Annotated in this window: 14 protein-coding genes and 4 pseudogenes; 8 read left to right on the forward strand and 10 right to left on the reverse strand. The window is 57.9% G+C overall.

All coding sequences use genetic code 11. From position 1 onward, the window contains the following. The first annotated feature begins 509 nt into the window (after window positions 1-509). A pseudogene (locus X730_RS01000000164230) lies at window positions 510-1,140 on the forward strand (tyrosine-type recombinase/integrase). 62 nt (window positions 1,141-1,202) lie between these two features. Here the strand turns inward: X730_RS01000000164230 and X730_RS1000000165890 are convergent. After that, a pseudogene (locus X730_RS1000000165890) lies at window positions 1,203-2,345 on the reverse strand (IS30 family transposase). Window positions 2,346-2,559: 214 nt separating this feature from the next. Here X730_RS1000000165890 and X730_RS0133350 point away from each other — a divergent pair. Further along, complete coding sequence (locus X730_RS0133350; RefSeq protein ID WP_023829574.1) at window positions 2,560-3,072, forward strand: hypothetical protein; 513 nt, start codon at window positions 2,560-2,562, stop codon at window positions 3,070-3,072. A gap of 129 nt (window positions 3,073-3,201) precedes the next feature. Here X730_RS0133350 and X730_RS157200 read toward each other — a convergent pair whose 3' ends face one another. Next, window positions 3,202-4,092 carry a LysR substrate-binding domain-containing protein gene (locus X730_RS157200; protein WP_023692425.1) on the reverse strand — a complete coding sequence of 297 codons (891 nt, stop codon included), beginning with the start codon at window positions 4,090-4,092 and terminating at the stop codon, window positions 3,202-3,204. 676 nt (window positions 4,093-4,768) lie between these two features. Beyond that, window positions 4,769-5,047, reverse strand: a complete 279-nt coding sequence (locus X730_RS157195; protein WP_023825855.1) for a DUF1127 domain-containing protein — start codon at window positions 5,045-5,047, stop codon at window positions 4,769-4,771. Window positions 5,048-5,199: 152 nt separating this feature from the next. Here X730_RS157195 and X730_RS1000000165895 point away from each other — a divergent pair, with 152 nt between their 5' ends. Beyond that, window positions 5,200-5,646 carry a helix-turn-helix domain-containing protein gene (locus X730_RS1000000165895; RefSeq protein ID WP_081730871.1) on the forward strand — a complete coding sequence of 149 codons (447 nt, stop codon included), beginning with the start codon at window positions 5,200-5,202 and terminating at the stop codon, window positions 5,644-5,646. Between the two features lie 551 nt (window positions 5,647-6,197). Here the strand turns inward: X730_RS1000000165895 and X730_RS01000000164235 are convergent. Further along, on the reverse strand, window positions 6,198-6,443 hold the full coding sequence (locus tag X730_RS01000000164235; RefSeq protein ID WP_050588076.1) for a DUF982 domain-containing protein: 246 nt from the start codon (window positions 6,441-6,443) through the stop codon (window positions 6,198-6,200). 133 nt (window positions 6,444-6,576) lie between these two features. Continuing rightward, window positions 6,577-6,765, reverse strand: a complete 189-nt coding sequence (locus X730_RS157185; RefSeq protein ID WP_023692422.1) for a hypothetical protein — start codon at window positions 6,763-6,765, stop codon at window positions 6,577-6,579. Between the two features lie 702 nt (window positions 6,766-7,467). Here X730_RS157185 and X730_RS1000000169195 point away from each other — a divergent pair. Beyond that, window positions 7,468-7,825: pseudogene (locus tag X730_RS1000000169195) on the forward strand (hypothetical protein); the annotation flags it as partial. Between the two features lie 32 nt (window positions 7,826-7,857). Here X730_RS1000000169195 and X730_RS157175 read toward each other — a convergent pair. Further along, entirely contained in the window at window positions 7,858-9,234 is a 1,377-nt protein-coding gene (locus X730_RS157175) for a tyrosinase family protein (RefSeq protein WP_196814803.1), read from the reverse strand. On the opposite strand from X730_RS157175, the gene X730_RS1000000168100 reads away from it, so the two are divergent. The 3 genes from X730_RS1000000168100 (at window position 9,235) to X730_RS157170 (ending at window position 12,555) form a co-directional block, all read left to right on the forward strand. After that, a complete protein-coding gene (locus X730_RS1000000168100) occupies window positions 9,235-9,648 on the forward strand; it encodes a hypothetical protein (RefSeq protein ID WP_196814804.1) in 414 nt (137 codons plus the stop codon). A gap of 471 nt (window positions 9,649-10,119) precedes the next feature. Further along, complete coding sequence (locus X730_RS1000000165200; protein WP_196813806.1) at window positions 10,120-10,899, forward strand: uracil-DNA glycosylase family protein; 780 nt, start codon at window positions 10,120-10,122, stop codon at window positions 10,897-10,899. Window positions 10,900-10,917: 18 nt separating this feature from the next. Further along, entirely contained in the window at window positions 10,918-12,555 is a 1,638-nt protein-coding gene (locus tag X730_RS157170) for an amidohydrolase family protein (protein ID WP_023825857.1), read from the forward strand. Window positions 12,556-12,697: 142 nt separating this feature from the next. On the opposite strand, the gene X730_RS157165 is transcribed toward X730_RS157170, so the two are convergent. From X730_RS157165 to X730_RS157150, 4 genes are read right to left on the reverse strand one after another with little or no spacing between them, the layout of a single operon-like run. Then, the gene (locus X730_RS157165) at window positions 12,698-13,753 is read right to left on the reverse strand and encodes a ferritin-like protein (protein ID WP_031196685.1); all 1,056 of its coding nucleotides are present in this window, start codon (window positions 13,751-13,753) and stop codon (window positions 12,698-12,700) included. After that, a complete protein-coding gene (locus X730_RS157160) occupies window positions 13,753-15,369 on the reverse strand; it encodes a GMC family oxidoreductase (protein WP_023711799.1) in 1,617 nt (538 codons plus the stop codon). Before X730_RS157160 ends, X730_RS157165 begins: the two co-directional genes overlap by 1 nt. Before the next feature lie 3 nt (window positions 15,370-15,372). Then, the gene (locus X730_RS157155) at window positions 15,373-15,840 is read right to left on the reverse strand and encodes a hypothetical protein (RefSeq protein ID WP_023692415.1); all 468 of its coding nucleotides are present in this window, start codon (window positions 15,838-15,840) and stop codon (window positions 15,373-15,375) included. Between the two features lie 21 nt (window positions 15,841-15,861). Further along, window positions 15,862-16,425 (reverse strand): hypothetical protein, encoded by a 564-nt coding sequence (locus tag X730_RS157150; RefSeq protein ID WP_023825858.1) that lies wholly within the window; start codon window positions 16,423-16,425, stop codon window positions 15,862-15,864. Between the two features lie 432 nt (window positions 16,426-16,857). On the opposite strand from X730_RS157150, the pseudogene X730_RS157145 reads away from it, so the two are divergent. Then, window positions 16,858-17,568: pseudogene (locus X730_RS157145) on the forward strand (helix-turn-helix domain-containing protein); the annotation flags it as partial. Between the last annotated feature and the right edge of the window lie 422 nt (window positions 17,569-17,990).

Raw genomic sequence — 17,990 nt, forward strand, 5'->3', positions numbered from 1 at the left:
GTCGTGGCCAATTTTCAAGGAGACACAGATTGCCGCGTTGTGCATTGGCGGCAGGATTGCAGTATCAGTCGAGCCGTCCCCGGGAGGGACGCATTGAGAGCTTGTCGCCAGCCAGCGGGGCACAGTTTGCACTCCTACCGGCAGACAACTCGGCCGGCAATTTCACCCACATCGTTCAACGCATACCAGTTAAGATTACCTTAGATCAGGGGAAAGCAGGCCTCGATTGCTTGCGACTCGGTATGTCAGCTTTCGTCGCAATGTCACCTGCTAGGCATCCCGGACGACAGAGTGGAACCGCAACGCGCAAATTGATGATCTGAAGTGATGGCCGACGACGGGAGGAGCTTCGCCCGCTCCCATGACCAGACACGAACGTCGTCAATGGGACGGCAGCGAAACGTCCGCCTATTCACGACTTCAGCCCAAAAGCTGCCAGTCAGCTGCCGGCCCCGCAACAGTCTAGCGGCGTTTCTCTGGTGGCCAATCATGGCTGCAGGAGAAGCGAAATGGGACACTCGTGCTACGACCTCACCGACTCCGACCGCCGGGCATGGAATGCCGGGAAGAAGGTCGGGACGAAACGACCTCTGAAACCTCGACAGATATGGGCGATACGCTTCTTTCTCGATCGAGAGCTGCGTCTGCGAGACAGAGCGCTCTTCGATTTGGCGATCGACAGCAAGTTGCGCGGCTGCGATCTCGTCAAGATCAAAATCGGCAACCTCGTGGTAGGGCCGGAAGTCCGAACTCGCGCGATGGTCATCCAACAGAAAACTGGCCGACCTGTTCAGTTCGAGTTGATGAGCGACGTACGCTCCAGCCTTCTCGCATGGCTGGAGCGACGCGGCGGAACAGTCGATGATTAGCGTTCCGAGCAGGATCAATCCAAGGGCTCACATGAGTACAAGGCAGTATGCACGCCTCGTCGACGAATGGGTCGAGGCGATCGGGCATAGACCAGAGGAATACGGAACCCATTCCCTGCGTCGCACCAAGGCCTCGATTATCTACAAAGCGACGGAAAATCTGCGAGCCATCCAGATTTTGCTCGGTCATACTAAGATCGAGAACACGGTCCGCTATCTGGGAGTCGATGTTGAGGATGCTCTCGAACTTTCCGAGGCAACTGAGGTTTGATCAGGTGCGGCTCCACTTCACGAGTGGAGCCGTGACCAATTTGCGCCGGTGGGTTCAACCGGTCATCGTAACACCTTCTGTAGCCTATCGGCCGGCGTTTCGAAGTCCAGGGTTTTCGGGGTCGCTGATTGAGCTGCAGGGCGACGGCGTTGAGTTGGGCCTGCGAGACATGGGAGAGGTTGGTTTCTCTCGGGAAGTACTGCCTGAGCAGACCGTTGGTATTTTCATTGCTGCCGCGCTGACAGGGACTTCGCGGATCGCAGAAGTAGACCTGTAGATCGGTTGCAACGGTGAAGCTCATGTGCCGAGCCATCTCCTTGCCCTGGTCCCACGTTAGCGAGCGTCGTAACTCTTCGGGCAATGTGCCGATCGTCTGGGCAAGGGCCGCCACGACGGTGGCCGAGTCCCTCCTCGCCACCTTTACAAGCATCGTGAACCGGCTGTGTCGCTCGACAAGGGTGGCGATGTGCGTGTCGTTCGCGCCGGTGAGCAGATCACCCTCCCAATGGCCTGGGATGGCGCGATCCTCAGCCTCGGCGGGGCGCTCGCGGATGGAGATCATATCGAGTATTTGTCCTTGCCCCGTCCGGCTCTGTGCGCCTTTTGCGAGCCGCATCTGTCGTTTGGTACACAGGTGCGCTGATAGTTCCTTCTTGAGCGCCCCTCGCGACTGGATGAATCGACTGCGATAGATCGCTTCATGAGATATCCGCATGCTTGGATCGCCTGGGTACTCTCGCCTCAGCCAGCCCGCTATCTGCTCCGGGGACCATTGCAGCGCTAGCTTTTGCGCCACCTGCCATCGTAGCCGCCCAGAGCTTGCCAGGCGACACTGCTTCGGGCGCAGCGCTCGCACCCAAGCATGCTTGTCGGCCCGGGTTGCACGATACGCTTGTGCACCGCCATTGCGCGAGATAACGCGACATATTGTCGATGGGGATCGCCCGAGACTTCGTGCAATAGCGCGGATCGCAAGACCCGCCGCGATCCCGCGAGAGATCTCTTCGCGTTCCGCCAGCCCGAGCGCCAAGGCCCCTCTACGCCTAGCTGACGGAGCAATGCCGCTGCGTAAGGATACGATCCGCTGAACGCCGGTCTTGTTCCGGCGGTCAAGTGCTCTGACCTCGGTTCCATCGCTCCCAAAGCTCGACCTTCTGCGCTGACGTAAACCAGATCCGTGACGTCACCATGCAACACCTCTTCATCCTCTCAGATTAAAGCGGGTTGCGACGACCGGTTGAACCCGCCGCCTCATTCCGGTCGTTCGCCCACCTTCCGAAAACGGGTCGCCGGCGGTGAACTCAACTCTAACTTGTCGTCAGTAAGTTGTGTTCCGTGCCTCCTGGCCTAAGCGATTGCGTTCTTGCAATATCTCAGCTCAGCTCCGGCGTTAATTTAGATCAATCTAATGGACCCCTAATGAGTGCGCGCTTATCGACGGCCATTAGGATCGGGGAAGCCGCAAAGGCGATCTTCCGAAAAACTCAGAGCTTTCCAAGCCGAGAATTCGGAAAGCATGCAGACCTGAGCGAACGCGAACACGTCGGTGTTGAACCGATGCTTTTGGCGCTTTCTATGGAGCTGGCACTCAAAGCGTGGTTCGTCTTCGACCACGAAAATCCAAAAGTCGTCAAATCGCACAACCTGATAAGGCTGTTTGATCGCCTAAAGCCCGAAAGCCAAGAGAAACTCGACGCGGAGTTCAAAAGGTCAGTGGTCCCGTATCATCCCAATGGTTTCTACATCGAGTACAGCATTCGTCACATTCTGTATCAACACCAAGATGCCTTCACCGACTGGCGCTATCTTCACGAGGCAAAGAAATCGATGATGTTCGATCAGAGTGCTTTTGAGGCAACGCTCGAAATGGTGCTCCGTGAGTTCGAGAAGAGGTATCGGATTGAGCGGGTGAAGCCGCTTTGGCCATCCTGAATGTAGTCAGGATCGGAGGCCCCGATGCGGCCTTGATTGTTTCGAGCGGTAGCTTTGGGACCGGAGCTTTCCTTGCCGGAAGGGCTAACGACCGCAACGAGGCGGGCAGCGGCCTGACCGTCCCGGGCTTCAGGACCACGTGGCCTCGTCCGAAACCCACTTATGGAACGCGGCGATACGAGGGTCGGTCCAGCAATCTTTTCTGCAACACAAATGATAGGCCTCCGTGTCGTCAGAGATCTGCATATCTTTGAACGGCAGCACCAGTTCTCCCTTGGCAATCTCGTCGTGAAGCACAGAGAGGTCTCCGATCGCGACGCCCTGGCCCATGGCCGCGGCACGATAGGCCATATCGGCACTGGGAAAAACCTCACCCGAGTTCACGTCAAGAAGGTTCGGCGCAAATCGCCCAGCCCAAACTTTCCAATCGTGCCGATCAGGCGTCTCGTGCAGCAGGTTATGGTGAACCAGGTCGGCAGGAAACGTTATTGGCACGCCCCTCTCCAGTAGCTTTGGAGAGCAAACTGGGGTGCCGAACGATTGCAACACCAACACCGCCTCGATATCTTTCGGCCGATTTGGATAACCGCAGTCAAAGGCGAGATCGAACTCACCTCCGAAGAAAATTTCCCAGTCAAAAGGAGCGGTCGTTACCCGAATACCGATTGCAGGCCATTGCTGCTTGAAACGGTCAAGCCGCGGGAGCAGCCACCGAATGGAGAAGGTGGGCGGGCAGATAACCTTCAGATGCCGAGGCTGGCGTTGCACGTCTTGAGCTCCCGCGGCAATGCTTTCGAACGCGGCCGCCAGGATCGGTTGAAAATTGCGCCCCGCATCGGTCAAAACCAACCGGCGCGGCAATCGTCGAAACAATTCCACTTGCAATGCTGTTTCCAACAGCTTGACGTGCCTGCTGATCGCTCCTTCGGTCACGCATAGCTCCTCAGCCGCGCGCGCAAAGCTTTCGTGGCGCGCGGCTGCTTCAAAGGCCCGAAGCGCATTGAGTGAAGGGAGACGCATCGACTGTCACTACCTCAGGAATTCTGAGCCTATCCCAGAGAAAGACTGGTTTGTAGCCGGTACGCTGTCTGCCTACGCTGTCATCTGCAAGCGCGAGGTTGGCACGGAGGCCTGACGGTGAGCAACAATCTTCTTGCATCGACGTTTCAGGACTTGTCCCATGAGGTTCGAGCAATCAGAATAGCTCGCTATGTCTCAAGATGGCGGCAACGGCATTTCTACCGCCGTGACCTAGCGCGACTATCGGGGGTAGCGCCGCACATGATCGACGATATTGGATTGACGGAGGACGAAGTGGAGTCTGAACTTGCAAAGCCATTCTGGCGATGATCGGATCCTGACTAGGCCGACCACTTGAAAGCTGGAACCCTTTGTCGAGTGCGCTAAGCTCCCCCTCAGGTCAAGTCACGACGCGCCCACGCCAACCCTGAATGTCCGGCCTTGAAGATTCGCAGACCGAAGCTGCCGGTCAGCTACCGGCTCAAAAAATCTACCGGTCAGCAATGCGCCTTAACTCGACCAGAGAGTTCAATTTTGCAGCGGCCCGAATGGAGACATCGCCGGCGACCACGCCGGACGCCGCGGTTGCGCCTCAAAATCGTTGTTAAAGAATGGCCCTAATTCGGCTGATCAATTGCCGCCCTCAAGCGGGCTCAGCCCGCGGGGCTTTCCCTTCTCACCAAATTCCCGTCTGGTTCTGCGCTGCACTCTTAAGCGCGAGAGAGGCGGATGTATCGAAACTGTCGGCGCAGGCCGCCTCGACGTCTGCTTTGGTTAAGCCAACGTCGCGCAGAAGGAAGTTGGACAGGTGACCAAGCCCACGCTTTATGTTGCGGCGGGTCCGCCACTCACAGACAAGGGCCAGCAGCCGTTCGAGCGGAGGATCAAAAAAAGTGCGCGGCACGCGCAGTGCGGTCTCGCCTAGTGTCGTTTGCGTAATGTTACGCCAGGTCATGGTAGCCTCCGTTGGGGGATGCACGAATGACGACCACCATCATGGCAGAGGACGGGAAGGGGCCAGCGCACCTTCGGAAGCACTCCGCTTCAGACTGTGAACTGGCCTTAGAGCTCCGCAAGGCCTAACCTGCGGCAAAGGAGCGGTCAGCCATGACGCGACGGCCTTACGGACTGGTCTGCCCGATCTCGCACGCCTGCGAGTTCCTGGAGCCCCGCTGGACGATCCAAATCCTGACCGAACTCTGGAACGGCTCGACCCGCTTCAATGACATTCGCAAGGGGGTGGGCAACGTCTCGTCCGCCCTCTTGTCGAGGCGGCTCAAGGACATGGAAGCGTTGGGCCTGGTCGAGCGCGTCGAGGACGGGGCGACGGGCGCCATCTGCTATTTCCGTACCCAGAAGTCGATAAACCTCAGGGAAGCGCCATGGAAAGCACGTGCAGTAACGGTTGATTCAACCATTGCTGGTATAAGTGTGGGGTGGGTGGCGGCTCCGACAGTTCGGGGTGGAACTCAATGCCGAAGCCGCCTGCGCAGCCAAGGTTGGGGTTTGACCGCGCCGTCCTATTCTGGGACAGCGCGGTCAACGATTCGTTAANAGCCGCCTGCGCAGCCAAGGTTGGGGTTTGACCGCGCCGTCCTATTCTGGGACAGCGCGGTCAACGATTCGTTAAAACGCTCCGGAACTAATTAAGCACGCGCTAATTGACTCGCGGTCTCGGGAGTCAGTGCATGCGTGAAGTTCATTCCTCCGATGATGGAGCCGATTTTGGCGGGACAAGCCTCCCGAGGGCATTGGACAGCGTCACGTACCGGCCGCCGTCTTCGTCTTCCCTCTTCCTAGAGATCCGCCATTCGTTGGGCGAGTGGGTTGTTCGCATCATAGGGAGGAACGGTGAAACGTATTCCCGAGCATTCGAATATGAAGCAGATGCCGTCGCTTTCGCTGGCGATCAGTCTTCTCGTCTAGGATTGGAAGCTCCCCCGAAGCAAGCAACTTGACGAAATCAGCGAGCGACGCGCCTAGGAGACGGCGGTTCATCATCACGATGGTTTATGGCACTTGTCCGACATGCCGAGCGCCGGACTCCGTCTTGGCCGGCTGCAGCAAGCGCTGGTCGATAGCGGCGGCCTTGAACGCCGCAAATGCTACGGCCGGACTGCAGCTTCCATCCTTGGCCTCCGCNGCTGGTCGATAGCGGCGGCCTTGAACGCCGCAAATGCTACGGCCGGACTGCAGCTTCCATCCTTGGCCTCCGCAATTAATCGGCACGCATTCCTATAGGCCGCCGCTTCTTTATTTGGCCACTGCCCCAGGAGCGCTTCCTCGGCCTCACAGATAGAGGAAACCGTCATTGATTTCCGGTCTTCCATGCAGAACCAGTGCGATGCCATGCGCGGCTTTGCAAATCCGAAGCCTCCATCCTTGCCGCAGCCGGCATGTTCACATGCATGATTGTCGACGCGTTGTCGTCGCGGAGTGGCCCTGTCATGTATGGCCTCTGCCAAAGACAATGCACGATCAAGGTCATGCGGGATAGTTCGCCAGGCACCATATGGCGGTTAATTCAGCGATGGCCGCCTTTTGGCTGAGAGGTGAGAGGCCGCGCATCTGCTTTCCCATCTTGCTGACAGCGCGATGTATGGCCGGCAGCTCGCGCCTTATCGTGGCGTAGATTTCGGGCTGTTCGGATTCAGTCGCAATCGTCGGTTTCATGGTTTGTCTCCAATTTGCCCGCAGTGAACAAAATAGGAACACGGTAGTCAATCCCTCTTGACTGGACAGGAATATGTTCCTCATTTTTGTTCACTATGGCGCACGATCCGATCGACACTCTGGGAAGGCGACCCGGCACAACATGCTTGTGAAAGCCGAGTGCAGCTGCGGCAACGTCCGCTACTGCCGGTCCGCGGACCTGATGATGGTCTAATGGCGGCGGCGTGGATCCCTTGAAGCTCAATTTCGACTGCAACAGGTGTAAGCCGCAGATCAAAATCACGCTTCTCGAGGTCCATCCCGAGCATCTCCCCAAGAGTCACGCATCGAGTTCCCCGCTCCTCCCAGGAAGATTCCCGGTTCATGTCGTTTATTGCTAGGCGCAGAGGCCTGCACCAACGCTTTGAAGGTCAGCAATGCGCCCAACGTCGGCCGTTAAGATCAGGCTCGCCGTTTCCTCAAAGGAGACGTTCGGCTTGGGCGACATGATCTCCGGGTTTGGCCCAAAGCGGGCCTTGGGTGGCCTTTCAGGCCAAGCTCAGCTTGTCCGCTCAGCCGAACGACGGCGTGGCGCAATGTCAAACGGGCAGTGGCACAGGAGAGCATCGAGGGATCAGCGAGCCCCAAGGGCTTACGGCATGGCTTTGCCTTGGGCGCCACCCACTCCGGATTTCCCCTCAATCTGCTCCAGCCTAGTCACCCGCGGCGACGGACATCGCCAATTCCGGTGTGCCGTTGAAGGTCGGCATGGCTCCGACCGCCGATAAGACCGTCGCGATGTTCATGCGCTACATCCACAACGAAGACGACCCGGTCCCGTCGCCGATCGATTGTGACGTCCAACGCGCCGGCAATCATCGTGCCCGCGCCGGAGGCTGCCGAAGCCGCGCCGAGCAAAGGCCGGCGTGGCCTGTCAGCACGGAGACGGCGGCATGAAAGCCCCAAACCCATAGCCACACGTCGGGTATGGTCCGACGCGATGGCCGACCGCACAATCGCGCTCGGTCGCCCCAACATTTCGAACGGGCCGGCAATGTCCAAAAGATTGACGCCTTCATAATCAGGAATTCCAAGTTTCGTTGGAGGCCCTTCCTACTCGGCGACGAGCAATTCCCGGATATTGATCGTTGGATTTCCGACTTCGCTTAGGGCCAGCACACGGTCCTTGCCTTTCGCGCCAAGCACCTCGATGCGTACCTCGAGCTTCTTGCCGGCCACGTCCGAACGATTGGCCCTCAGATCGACGTTAACGGTCTCGCGTTTCACACAGCTTGGGCATTTTTTGGGTTCGGTCCCTTGAAAAAAGGCGTGCCGCGCAACTCTCTTGCCGTCCGCAAGGAGTTGGACTTCAAAACTGCCGGATATGGCCAGGCGTGCTATGTTTTTCACGCGAATGGAGAGCCTGGCCTTGCGCGGGATGCTGAACGACTGATCGGCCGAGATATTGCCTCGCGCAACCCTGGCCAAGGCGCTGAACAGCGACGCCGCCGGATCCTCATAGGCGTACTGCGACGCGTCGATCGCCTGAGCGGCTGTTTCCGTGAACGGTTTCAGTTCGTTAAAGGGAGCTACATCCAGCCAATCCATGTCCGGGATGCTGAGCGTCTTGCGAAAGTCTTCAAGCGACACGGCTTGGTGGCGCTGCTGCCATGCCCACCACATGCGCTCCCAGTTGCAATGGAAGAGCCAGAAAATCGGATCGAAGGCCGCAATATCGGGTGTTTGCATCGCAGGACCGCACGACACGTGCCCGTCGTCGTGCGCTTGCTCGATCTGCTGGGTAAAGCTTTCAAACGTCGGGGAATCTAGCGCGCCCTTTATGGTCCCCTCGACATCGCGATCGACCATCTCGGCATGGATTTTCTTGGCGGAGTGCCGTTTTGTCGCCGTGCCGGCGGGGTACTGTGGCGCAGCGTCGCGTTGCAAAGTGTAGCTGTCGAACGGCGGCTGAAACATCCACGCTGGCGGCTGACGGACGACGTTCCAATAGGGCAGCTTGATATCCTCGCACTTTGGAACCGACTGGAGACCCGCCTCGAAGCGGTCGATGAAAATGCGGTGCCAGGGATTGTATCGCTCTTCATGATGAAGGCAGTTTACCGGTGTCGGAAACCAATGAATATCAGCGAGCGCAAAATAGCTCTGCGGATGGTCTGGCGAACGCTCCATGATCGTCCGAAAGGCTAGTGCGAGTCTTTCAACTTCTTCCTTCGACATGTTCTCGGCATCGCGTCGGAACGCCCCGCGGGCGGTTGCCGCCAAACTGGACATTGTCTTCAGGACCTTCGCTGGCGCGTTTCCCATCGGAAATCCGCCACTGATCCAGTTCTTGAACGTTTTAACGCGGTTCTGCGACCAACGCCTTTCCGGTTCCGGAGGCATCGATCCGGATTTGGTCTGGGAGTAGATTGAGGTGGCGTTTGCCTTTACCCCGTCGTAGGTAGCGAGATCGACGCCACGCGGCGCCATATGATCCACATCTATGGCTTCAAAGAAAAATTTGATGTGTTCCAGGAAAGTTGGATTGTCGACAACTTTGTCCTCACTGTCCGGCATAGTGCATCCCCCATTTTAGAACTCACAATCAAGCGGCCAGCCCGCGGATTGACACTGTCCGATGCAACTGCCTTGTCGATTTTGGCAGCATTGGATTCCGCAGGACAGGCTTCTAGGCTGCCGATTGCTGGATATTGCCCTCCAGGGCCACTTGCGCTAGCAACGCATGAGGCACAAAGCCAAATCAAAGCCGCAAACGCAGCCGTGGTGCGAACCTCACGCATCACGGTCGCCTCTCAATTAAAAAGAAATACAAACAATCCCTCCTGCGTTATTTTGCACGACTTACAAGGATTTGCAATAGCCTTGTTAAGTATAGATGGTTAAACTGTATTTTACATAATTGGCGTCTGCTGTCGTGGAGACGCATGGGAGGATAAACACCGCCAAAGGGGGCATCCACCTCGGGTAAGATGTGGCCATGGGGCAACGTCCGCTTCGGTGGAGTCCTTCCGAATAACGTCTCTGGTAGCCCTGCTGCTGTGAACCAGCCCGAGCGGAAGGGCACGCCGCTCGGCTGTTCCGAGATCGCGTCTTAGATGCCAAATGTTACGATCAACGGGCAATGGTCCGCGATTCCCGGCAGTGGCTCAGGGTTGTCTTTATTCGGTACATTGCCGATATTCTTGCAGTCCGCCTGCCAGTTGGCTGTCGCGATCGGGACAGATGAGAGCATATAGGTGGCGGACGATTTCCGCGGACGTGCTCTGGCGCATTAGGGAGCCTGATCTGAGCTTGCGCCTGTGGACCAGATGGCACTATTTCTATTGCGCAGTATCCAACTATGCGAGGCGTCGCTTGAGTGTAGAATTCGATCACGGACCACCTGATCCATTTGCGCAACACTTTGCAGCGATGCCGGACTACGCGCCCTTCAAGCAATTCTTCTGGTACGATTGGGGGCCGGTGTTCTACCGCGGCCGGCTCGATGGGTCGGCACGGGTGCTGTGCATCGCGTCTGATCCGGGTGCGACCGAGAGGCTGGTCGGACGGACGCTGGTCGGCGACGCCGGACAGCGCGTTCAGGGATTCCTCGCCAAACTCGGTCTCACTAGATCCTATCTCTGTCTCAATGCCTATGCGCTGGCGCTGATACCGAGCCAAGCCGCTGGCGGCGACGATGTGCTCGATGCGCCTGACCACAAGGCATGGCGGAACGCGCTCTACGACATGGCGAAGACGGCCAGGGTGCAGGCGATCATCGGGTTTGGAGTGCAGGCGCAGCAGGCGGTAACCAAATGGCCGGGCAAAGGCACGACTCCGGTGTTCAAGCTGCCGCATCCGAGCAGCCGTGACCCGGCGGCACTGGCCGATGGCTGGCGCGTGGCGATCACGCAATTGCGCGCACTGGTCACGCCGGACGCCGATGGGGATACTACCCTTCCCAATTACGAGGCGCAGGTGGCGGAAGCCGACTACCGGCCCATCCCGAAGCGCGACCTCCCCTATGGTTTGCCGGCATTCGTCGGCGACGATGCGTGGCTCAGGGCGCAGACTCCGGCAAAGTTTGCGAGCGTCAGCAGGCCGCGGCCGGACGACCGGCATACATTGATCTGGACGGCGCCGAAGACGGTCTGAACCAAAGGAGGGGCGACAATGCAGGCGAGCAAGCGGGCCTATCGCGGGCGTGTGGTGCAGATGGACGCGGCGTTCAGTGTGCTCAAGGACGCGGTGATCTGGATCGAAGGCAACCGGATCAAGGCGGTGCTCGACGCCGCGGCGACGCCACCGCAGGGGTTCGAGCACATGACGCCCATCAACACCGGCGGAACATTCTATCCGGGGCTGATCGAGCTCCACAACCACCTGGGCTACGACATATTGAAGCTTTGGGATGTCCCTAAGCTCTATTGCAATCGCGGCCAGTGGCAAGGCTCGCCTCCCTACCAGGCCGGCGTGAGCGGACCAATGGGCGTGCTGGGCAAGACGCCTGGCGTGGCACCGGCGATTGCCCGCTACACGGAGGCCAAATGCCTAATGGGCGGGACGACTACGTCACAGGGCATCACCCTGTTCAGCGCGCCGGGACTGATGCGACAGTACAGAGGAATAGTTCGGAACGTCGAGGAGAGTCTCGACAGCACACTGCCCGATGCCAAGGCGCGCATCCCGGACTATGCCGCCAAAGACAAAGACAATTTCCTCGGCTACCTGAAGGATTTTCCATGCCTCTTGATGCATCTCAGCGAAGGGATCGATGCGAGCGCGCGCAAGCATTTCCTCGACCTAGAGATTAGTCCCAATGTGTGGGCGATCGCGGCGTCGCTGACCGGAATTCATTGCAACGCGCTGACGCGGAAGGATTTCGACCGGTTGGCCGCAGTGCGCGCAGGTATGGTGTGGTCGCCGCTGTCAAACTTCATGCTCTATGGCCAGACGGCCGACATTAAGTCAGCGCGCGCGGCGGGCGTGCGGATCGGGCTTGGCTCGGATTGGTCGCCGAGCGGTAGCAAGAATTTGCTACACGAGTTGAAGGTGGTACGGGTGGTTAACTCGGTACAGGCGCTCGGGTTTTCCGATCGCGATATCGTCGCGATGGCGACCATTGTGGCGGCGGGCCTATTGCGGTGGGACCGCTATCTCGGCTCGATCGAAGCCGGGAAATATGCCGATCTGGTGTTGGTTAGGGGCAAGGCCGGCGATGCCTATGAGCATCTGCTGAAGGCGGACGAGACCAGAATCGACCTCGTCGTGATCGACGGCTTGCCTCGCTATGCGATCAAGAAACTGACGGCGGGGTTTTCAGGAACAGGGGAGGTGATCAGTTTTGCGGGTGAGACGCGTTATCTCAATCTCGACGATGCCAACGCCGACGAGATCGTCGCGGGACTGTCGCTGAAGGTCGCCACCAAGAGGTTGAGTAATGCGATGAAGAACTTGCCGACGTTGGCAAAGAAGCAGGCCAAGTTGCCACCGTCGCCACTGATGACGATGGCAATGGACGGCGCGCGACGGAGGGTGTTCGGACAGGGTCCGACCCCGCGGGCCGACTGGACTCTCGTTCTGGACCAAGACGAGCCGCCGGACGAGAACTTGCGCCCACGCTTCGACAGCGAGGCGCCGCTGCCCGGAACGATCCGGATGTCCGCGATGCCGACGGCCACAAAGGCGCCAGCGGTTTTGAAGCCGCTGGAACTCGATGAACTGACCGTCACGGGCGATCCCGGCTATTATCCAGCGCTTGCGGGCCAGCGCAACATTCCTCAGGCGATCAAGGACGGGTTACAGCCTTAAAGTGGGGACGAGGGGAGAACTGAAATTTCAGGCCGTTTATTGAATAAGGGGCTCTTCGGTCCGGCTAGGGTCTCCGAGCGTCCGCCTTGCAAACGTAGCGGTCCTGTATCCCAATCTCTGTCTTTTTCTTCGCGGCTCAGTTTTAGTCAATCCACTCGAACGTCGGGCAGGCCGTCTCCCCACTAGTCGAGTCGGCGATCGGAGCCTCCATGAGATCGCGTGCGATCGACGTCATTTCGTGCATACCGTTCATGATCGCGGTGTAGAGCGCATTGGGCGTGCCGTTGATCGCTTCGCCGAGTTGCCGCAGCATCATGGTGTATCGGTTGTTGAAGGCGTCGTTCAGCGCCGCTATTCTGGAACCCTTGGGATAATCCGTTGTCCGGGCATTCTGTTTTATCGGATACACCGCAGTATAGTCGACAGGCATCGCGATGCCTGTCGGCGGTTTGCCGGGGTTGTCAGTCTTTGAAAAGTGCCGTTCGAAGAAGATTTCGCTGAAGCGGTAGTAGTGACCCATATCGAGCGGGTGGTCGACGCTGGCCGCGAGCCTATCCTGGGTCCAAGGCCACGCGCCTTCACCTTGGTCCACCACCGTCCTCAGGGCGGCCTTTGCGCTTTCAAGGTCGGTCACAATCCTTATTGTTCCACCACCTCCCCAGAAAAAATCGCTCTCGAGTTGGTGGCTGGGATCGCCGCTAAACAGCTTGCCTGGAAGCGCGGCATCGAGTTCCTCCAACAGAGAGACGATCTCACCATAGAACTCCCCAATGGTGGGTGCGGGGACATCTATCACGTCGTGCAACCATGCCGTCTTGGTAACAGGTTGCTGTGGCTGCTCGATCTTCATGAAAGTAACCATCGATGCCTTGGAAAATCGCTCCAGGTTGATTGGAAACGTCCGGTCAGCGAAGGGTCGGCCCTCAAACGTCATCGTTAGAGGGTATCTCGGACAGTTCGACTTTCCGACGAACGGACGACCGCCGACAGCATTCATGACATTTGCGACCAGGGCCAAATGAAGCATCTCTTCCATCGCGACACCACGGATGAGGTCCGCCGCTACCCGGTTAGAACTTCGTTTAATGCTGAGAAGGGCCACGAGGTATGGGGGCAGGGTTGCCCACTCCAGTTCCAAGGCCAGTTGCAGTCGAGCCAGCAGCGTTCGGTGCTTCTCCTCTCTTTCAGCTTCGTTCACTAGACGCCGCCTCCCGCGTTCAAATGATCCCCGAGCCTGATAGCCAGAGCCGTGAGCGTCAGGGTCGGATTTATTGCGCCGATGTTTGGGAATACAGCATTCGAGATCACATATAGATTGTCGATCCCATGAACTCTCAGATCGGCATCGACCACGCCATCTTGCTCCCTCGAACTCATCCTACAGACGGAGGCAGCGTGATCTGCGCGCCATGACAATGATTTCGTCCCCGTGGGGGGTGCATCCATAGCTTTTAGTATTTCGCCGACCTGCGCTTCGACATCCTTCATTCGTTGGTCAAAGTCAGGGTCTTTGGTGTACTCTACTTGGGTCATTGGTATCCCGACCCGGTTGTACTTGACCTTGCCGTTCGCTTCCTTGGCGACAGTTACCCGATTATAGTGGCGTCCAAAGACCTCGATCATTCCGTGGATTTGAACGCCATTTCGACCTGTGAGCGCCGCGTCGATCTCGGCGCGAGATTGACCCTTCTGAAGGCTATCGGCAAGTCGAAATCCGACGGCGTCTGGGGGTGAGACGAGCACGTATTTTCCGGCAGCTTGCTGGGGTTCGCTGTCAAAGTGCCGCGACACGAGGGTTGGAAAATCCATCTCGGCCTGGAGACGAAGCGGATTGGCAGGCAACAGCCCTTCGAAAGTAAAGTAAGGATGCGTAACGAGATACCGACCCACCAGATCATGGTTATTGCCAAGCCCATTTCGCCAATCATCTGAAACAGAGCGCTGGAGCAGCTTGGCAGACTCGATGGTGCCGGCGGCGACAATCACCCGATCGGCCTCAACATCTTGAGAGGCTCCGGTCTCGCGATCCCAAAATGTTACACCTTTGACCCTACGCTTTCCGTCTGTGATGATGCGATCGACGATGGCGCCGAGCCGCACCGACAGGCCAGGCCAATCGTTCCACTCGATGAAATCATCGAGGTAGTTGCAAGCAGCGTAGCGCGCACCGAAAGGACAATATTTGCAGGTTCCGGTTGTTTGGCACGGAGCATGCCTCGACGGTTCACCCGATACGCCGCGCCTGGCTATCGGCAAATGGCCAAAATCGAAATCAAGCTTCTTGAGTCCATCCGCGATCGGGCGATCCATCAACGTGAAAGGAAACTCGCGAAACGGGTAGTCGCGACTGCGCTTGAGCAGAGGATCGCGAGAATCCCCCGATACTGCCAAATGGTGTTCGGCACGGCAGTAGAATGGTTCAAGCTCATCGTAGTCGAAGGGCCAGTCGATGCCTTCGCCGGTATTCGACCTCAAATGGAAGTCTTCAGGCTTCAGCCGGAACGCCCAGCCACCCCAATGCAGGGTCGATCCTCCGTACGCGAAGACTCTGGCACCATTGAGCGGCATGTCCGTGCCACCCGCACTAGTGTTTTCACCTGGAAAATCGCGCTGTGGATATGGCAGATCAGTGTACTGCTCGTACGGCGTCTGGCGGGTCAGCATGTATTGCTCCCACAAGCCAAAATCCTTGGTCTTGACCCGGACGCCGGCCTCAAGAATGAGCACCGACGCTTGCGGGTTATCTGCAAGAAGCCTCTGAGCGACGGCGGTTGCAGCCACACCGGAGCCGACGATGACAGTACCGACTTTCATCGTTTATCGCTCCCGATATGGGGTTGGCTCCCCATCGATATTCGCGCCGCCAAAATAGCCCCGATAATTGATCGCGCCGAAGGACTTGAATCCTCCGAGAGCCAGTCGGAGAGAGATGAATTCATTCACCACGAACCGCTGTACCGCCTCAAGTCGCGTGGCTGGGATCCCCGATTGGACCACTCGCGGCTTCTGGGCAAAGAGGCGTTCGAGAGCTGCCGCCGGTCCAATGTCTGCGGTCAAGCTTTCAAAATATGCCGCACCGTCGACGTAGTAACCCTCATACACGGGATTCAAGTTTGTCCTGTTCTCAAGGAACGTTTCAAAACGAAGTCGATAGCCGGTGGGCTGGTCCTCAAGGGACCAATGCTCACCGATCGCGACGAAAATCGTCCACAATGTCTCTATTGTTTCCCGTGCGAGCGGCTTCAGGGATCTGCTTAATGGGTGCATCGCGCGACGTTGATACATTTGGATGTCCCATCTAAGAGTTTATGTTGGAATGGGTGTCCAGCGAAGATCGTCCTGCAGCCGGCGCCGGTACGGCGTCATAACCTGTGAAGGTGTCTTGCGTACATATGCTTCGGCGTCAGCGTGATCACCACTTTCAATCAGGTCTCTGAAGTGCCTGAGCACAGCAGTGTATTGCGGCACGACGTTGGGACTACCTTTCAGTCCGGGTTTCAGGTTCGTCCACACCACTGCATCAAGGTTGTGGGCCAGGGCCCATGCCGCAATGGTTTGTGCACCTCGCCCATTTGACGCTCCATCTGCTTTCCGCCACCAACCAATTGAATACTGAATGTTCTCTTCTTTTATGTCCTCGCGCGTGGCCAGAGCATCTATTGCGGCGGCCTGACTATCGACCTTCATCAGCGCCCACAAGGATGTCACCGTCTCCGGAATGTTGGCGATCACGAGAGTTATGCGCTTTCGGCCTGATTCACGCGCAAACTCAATTGGTAGTATCGGGCCGTCCTTTTCCCACTCGCCAGACAATGGCAAGTTTCTTGGATCCCAAACCAACGACCCCCAACCCAAGCAAGCGATCTTCATCTGCGTCTCAATGCCGTTCGAAGGCTGAACCCCGACCAAATCCAGAAGCCACCGCCATAGTCGGTACCACACCCCTATCATCAACACTCCCAATCAAAGGGACCAGAATGAATAGGAGTAGTCCTTCTTAGGGAGACAGCAAAGGGCGCGGCGTCCAAAACCGCCACCGACCGCCAAAAGCGGATCACCTGTTGGCATCTTAGGAAAGGCCTATCGCCGTTTGTCCGAGGATGGACGCTACAGTCGTCCCCGAATGGTGGCAATATGGTTGCAATCCTCGCCACCTTGGGAATGGCGCATGCAATCTATCTCCGTAATATATTGATTTTATTGTGCCTTCCCGAGAGATGGGTGACAGTTCATTCCGGAGACATGGGTTACACTTTTGGCCCTTTGCAAGGAGACAAGGTGCCTTGGAAGGAGTGTAACGTCATGGAAGAGCGGCTGAAGTTCGTCGCCCGGCTGCTGGACGGCGAGAAGATGGCGGTGCTTTGCCGGGAGTTCGATATCTCGCGCAAGACCGGTTACAAGATCCTCGCGCGCTACAACGATAGTGGCCTGGAGGGGCTGACGGATCGATCGCGCCGGCCCTATCGCCAGGCCAATCAGCTTTCGTTTCAAATCGAGAAGCTGATTGTGCGCCTCAAGCAAGACAAGCCGACATGGGTTGCGCCGAAGATACGCGAGCGGCTGGCGCGGCTGTACCCCGATGTGCACAGGCCCGCGATCTCGACGGTGCATGCGGTTCTGGATCGGCACGGCATGGTCGAGCACCGCAAGCGGCGGCGCAACAGGGCGACCGGGACAGCGCTTTCAAGCGGCTGTCGCCCCAACGCGCTGTGTTGCGCCGACTACAAGGGCGAGTTCATGCTCGCCGACCGGCGCTATTGCTATCCGCTGACGATCACCGACTTCGCCAGCCGCTATCTCATCGCCAGTGAGGCGCTGTCGACCACCAAGGAAGCCTATGCCTTCACAGTGTTCGAAAGCCTTCTCAAAGAATTCGGCCTGCCCAGCGCGATCCGCACCGACAATGGCGTTCCCTTCGCAAGCCCCAACGCGCTGTTCAACCTCAGTAGGCTGTCGGTCTGGTGGCTGCGCCTGGACATCGACATCAAGCGCATCAAGCCGGGCTGCCCGCAGCACATTCGTGGAAGCTCTTGTACGCCGCCTTCGCGTCCAACTGGAAGTGTTTGTCGCCGATATGTTGGCCAAAGCGGAGCCGGTGGACCATACCGAGCTCCCTGGACAATTTGATCAGATCGCGGATCCTAAGTGGGTCGATGATCCTGGGGCAAACCCATTTGCCTTCCAGTTGGATGGAAGGCTTCGCAAGCTTTCCAGGGAACGTGGATCCGTTCGCATAGCGTCGCTGGAACGAGAACCTCAGTCTCCGGCTCGTTCTGCTTAGCTCACGAACGTCTGAAAAGGGTCGGCAGTGGAACGGCGGCTTGCCGACGCGATTGCCCCGAAAGCTGACGGCCCGCTTCCGGCCCCAGTTCAGACTACGATCCGTGTTTCACATCGCATATTGATAAGCGTCAGCCCTTGAGGCTGATCGGGTA

Source organism: Mesorhizobium sp. L103C131B0, from assembly GCF_000502275.1.
Taxonomy (GTDB): Bacteria; Pseudomonadota; Alphaproteobacteria; order Rhizobiales; family Rhizobiaceae; genus Mesorhizobium.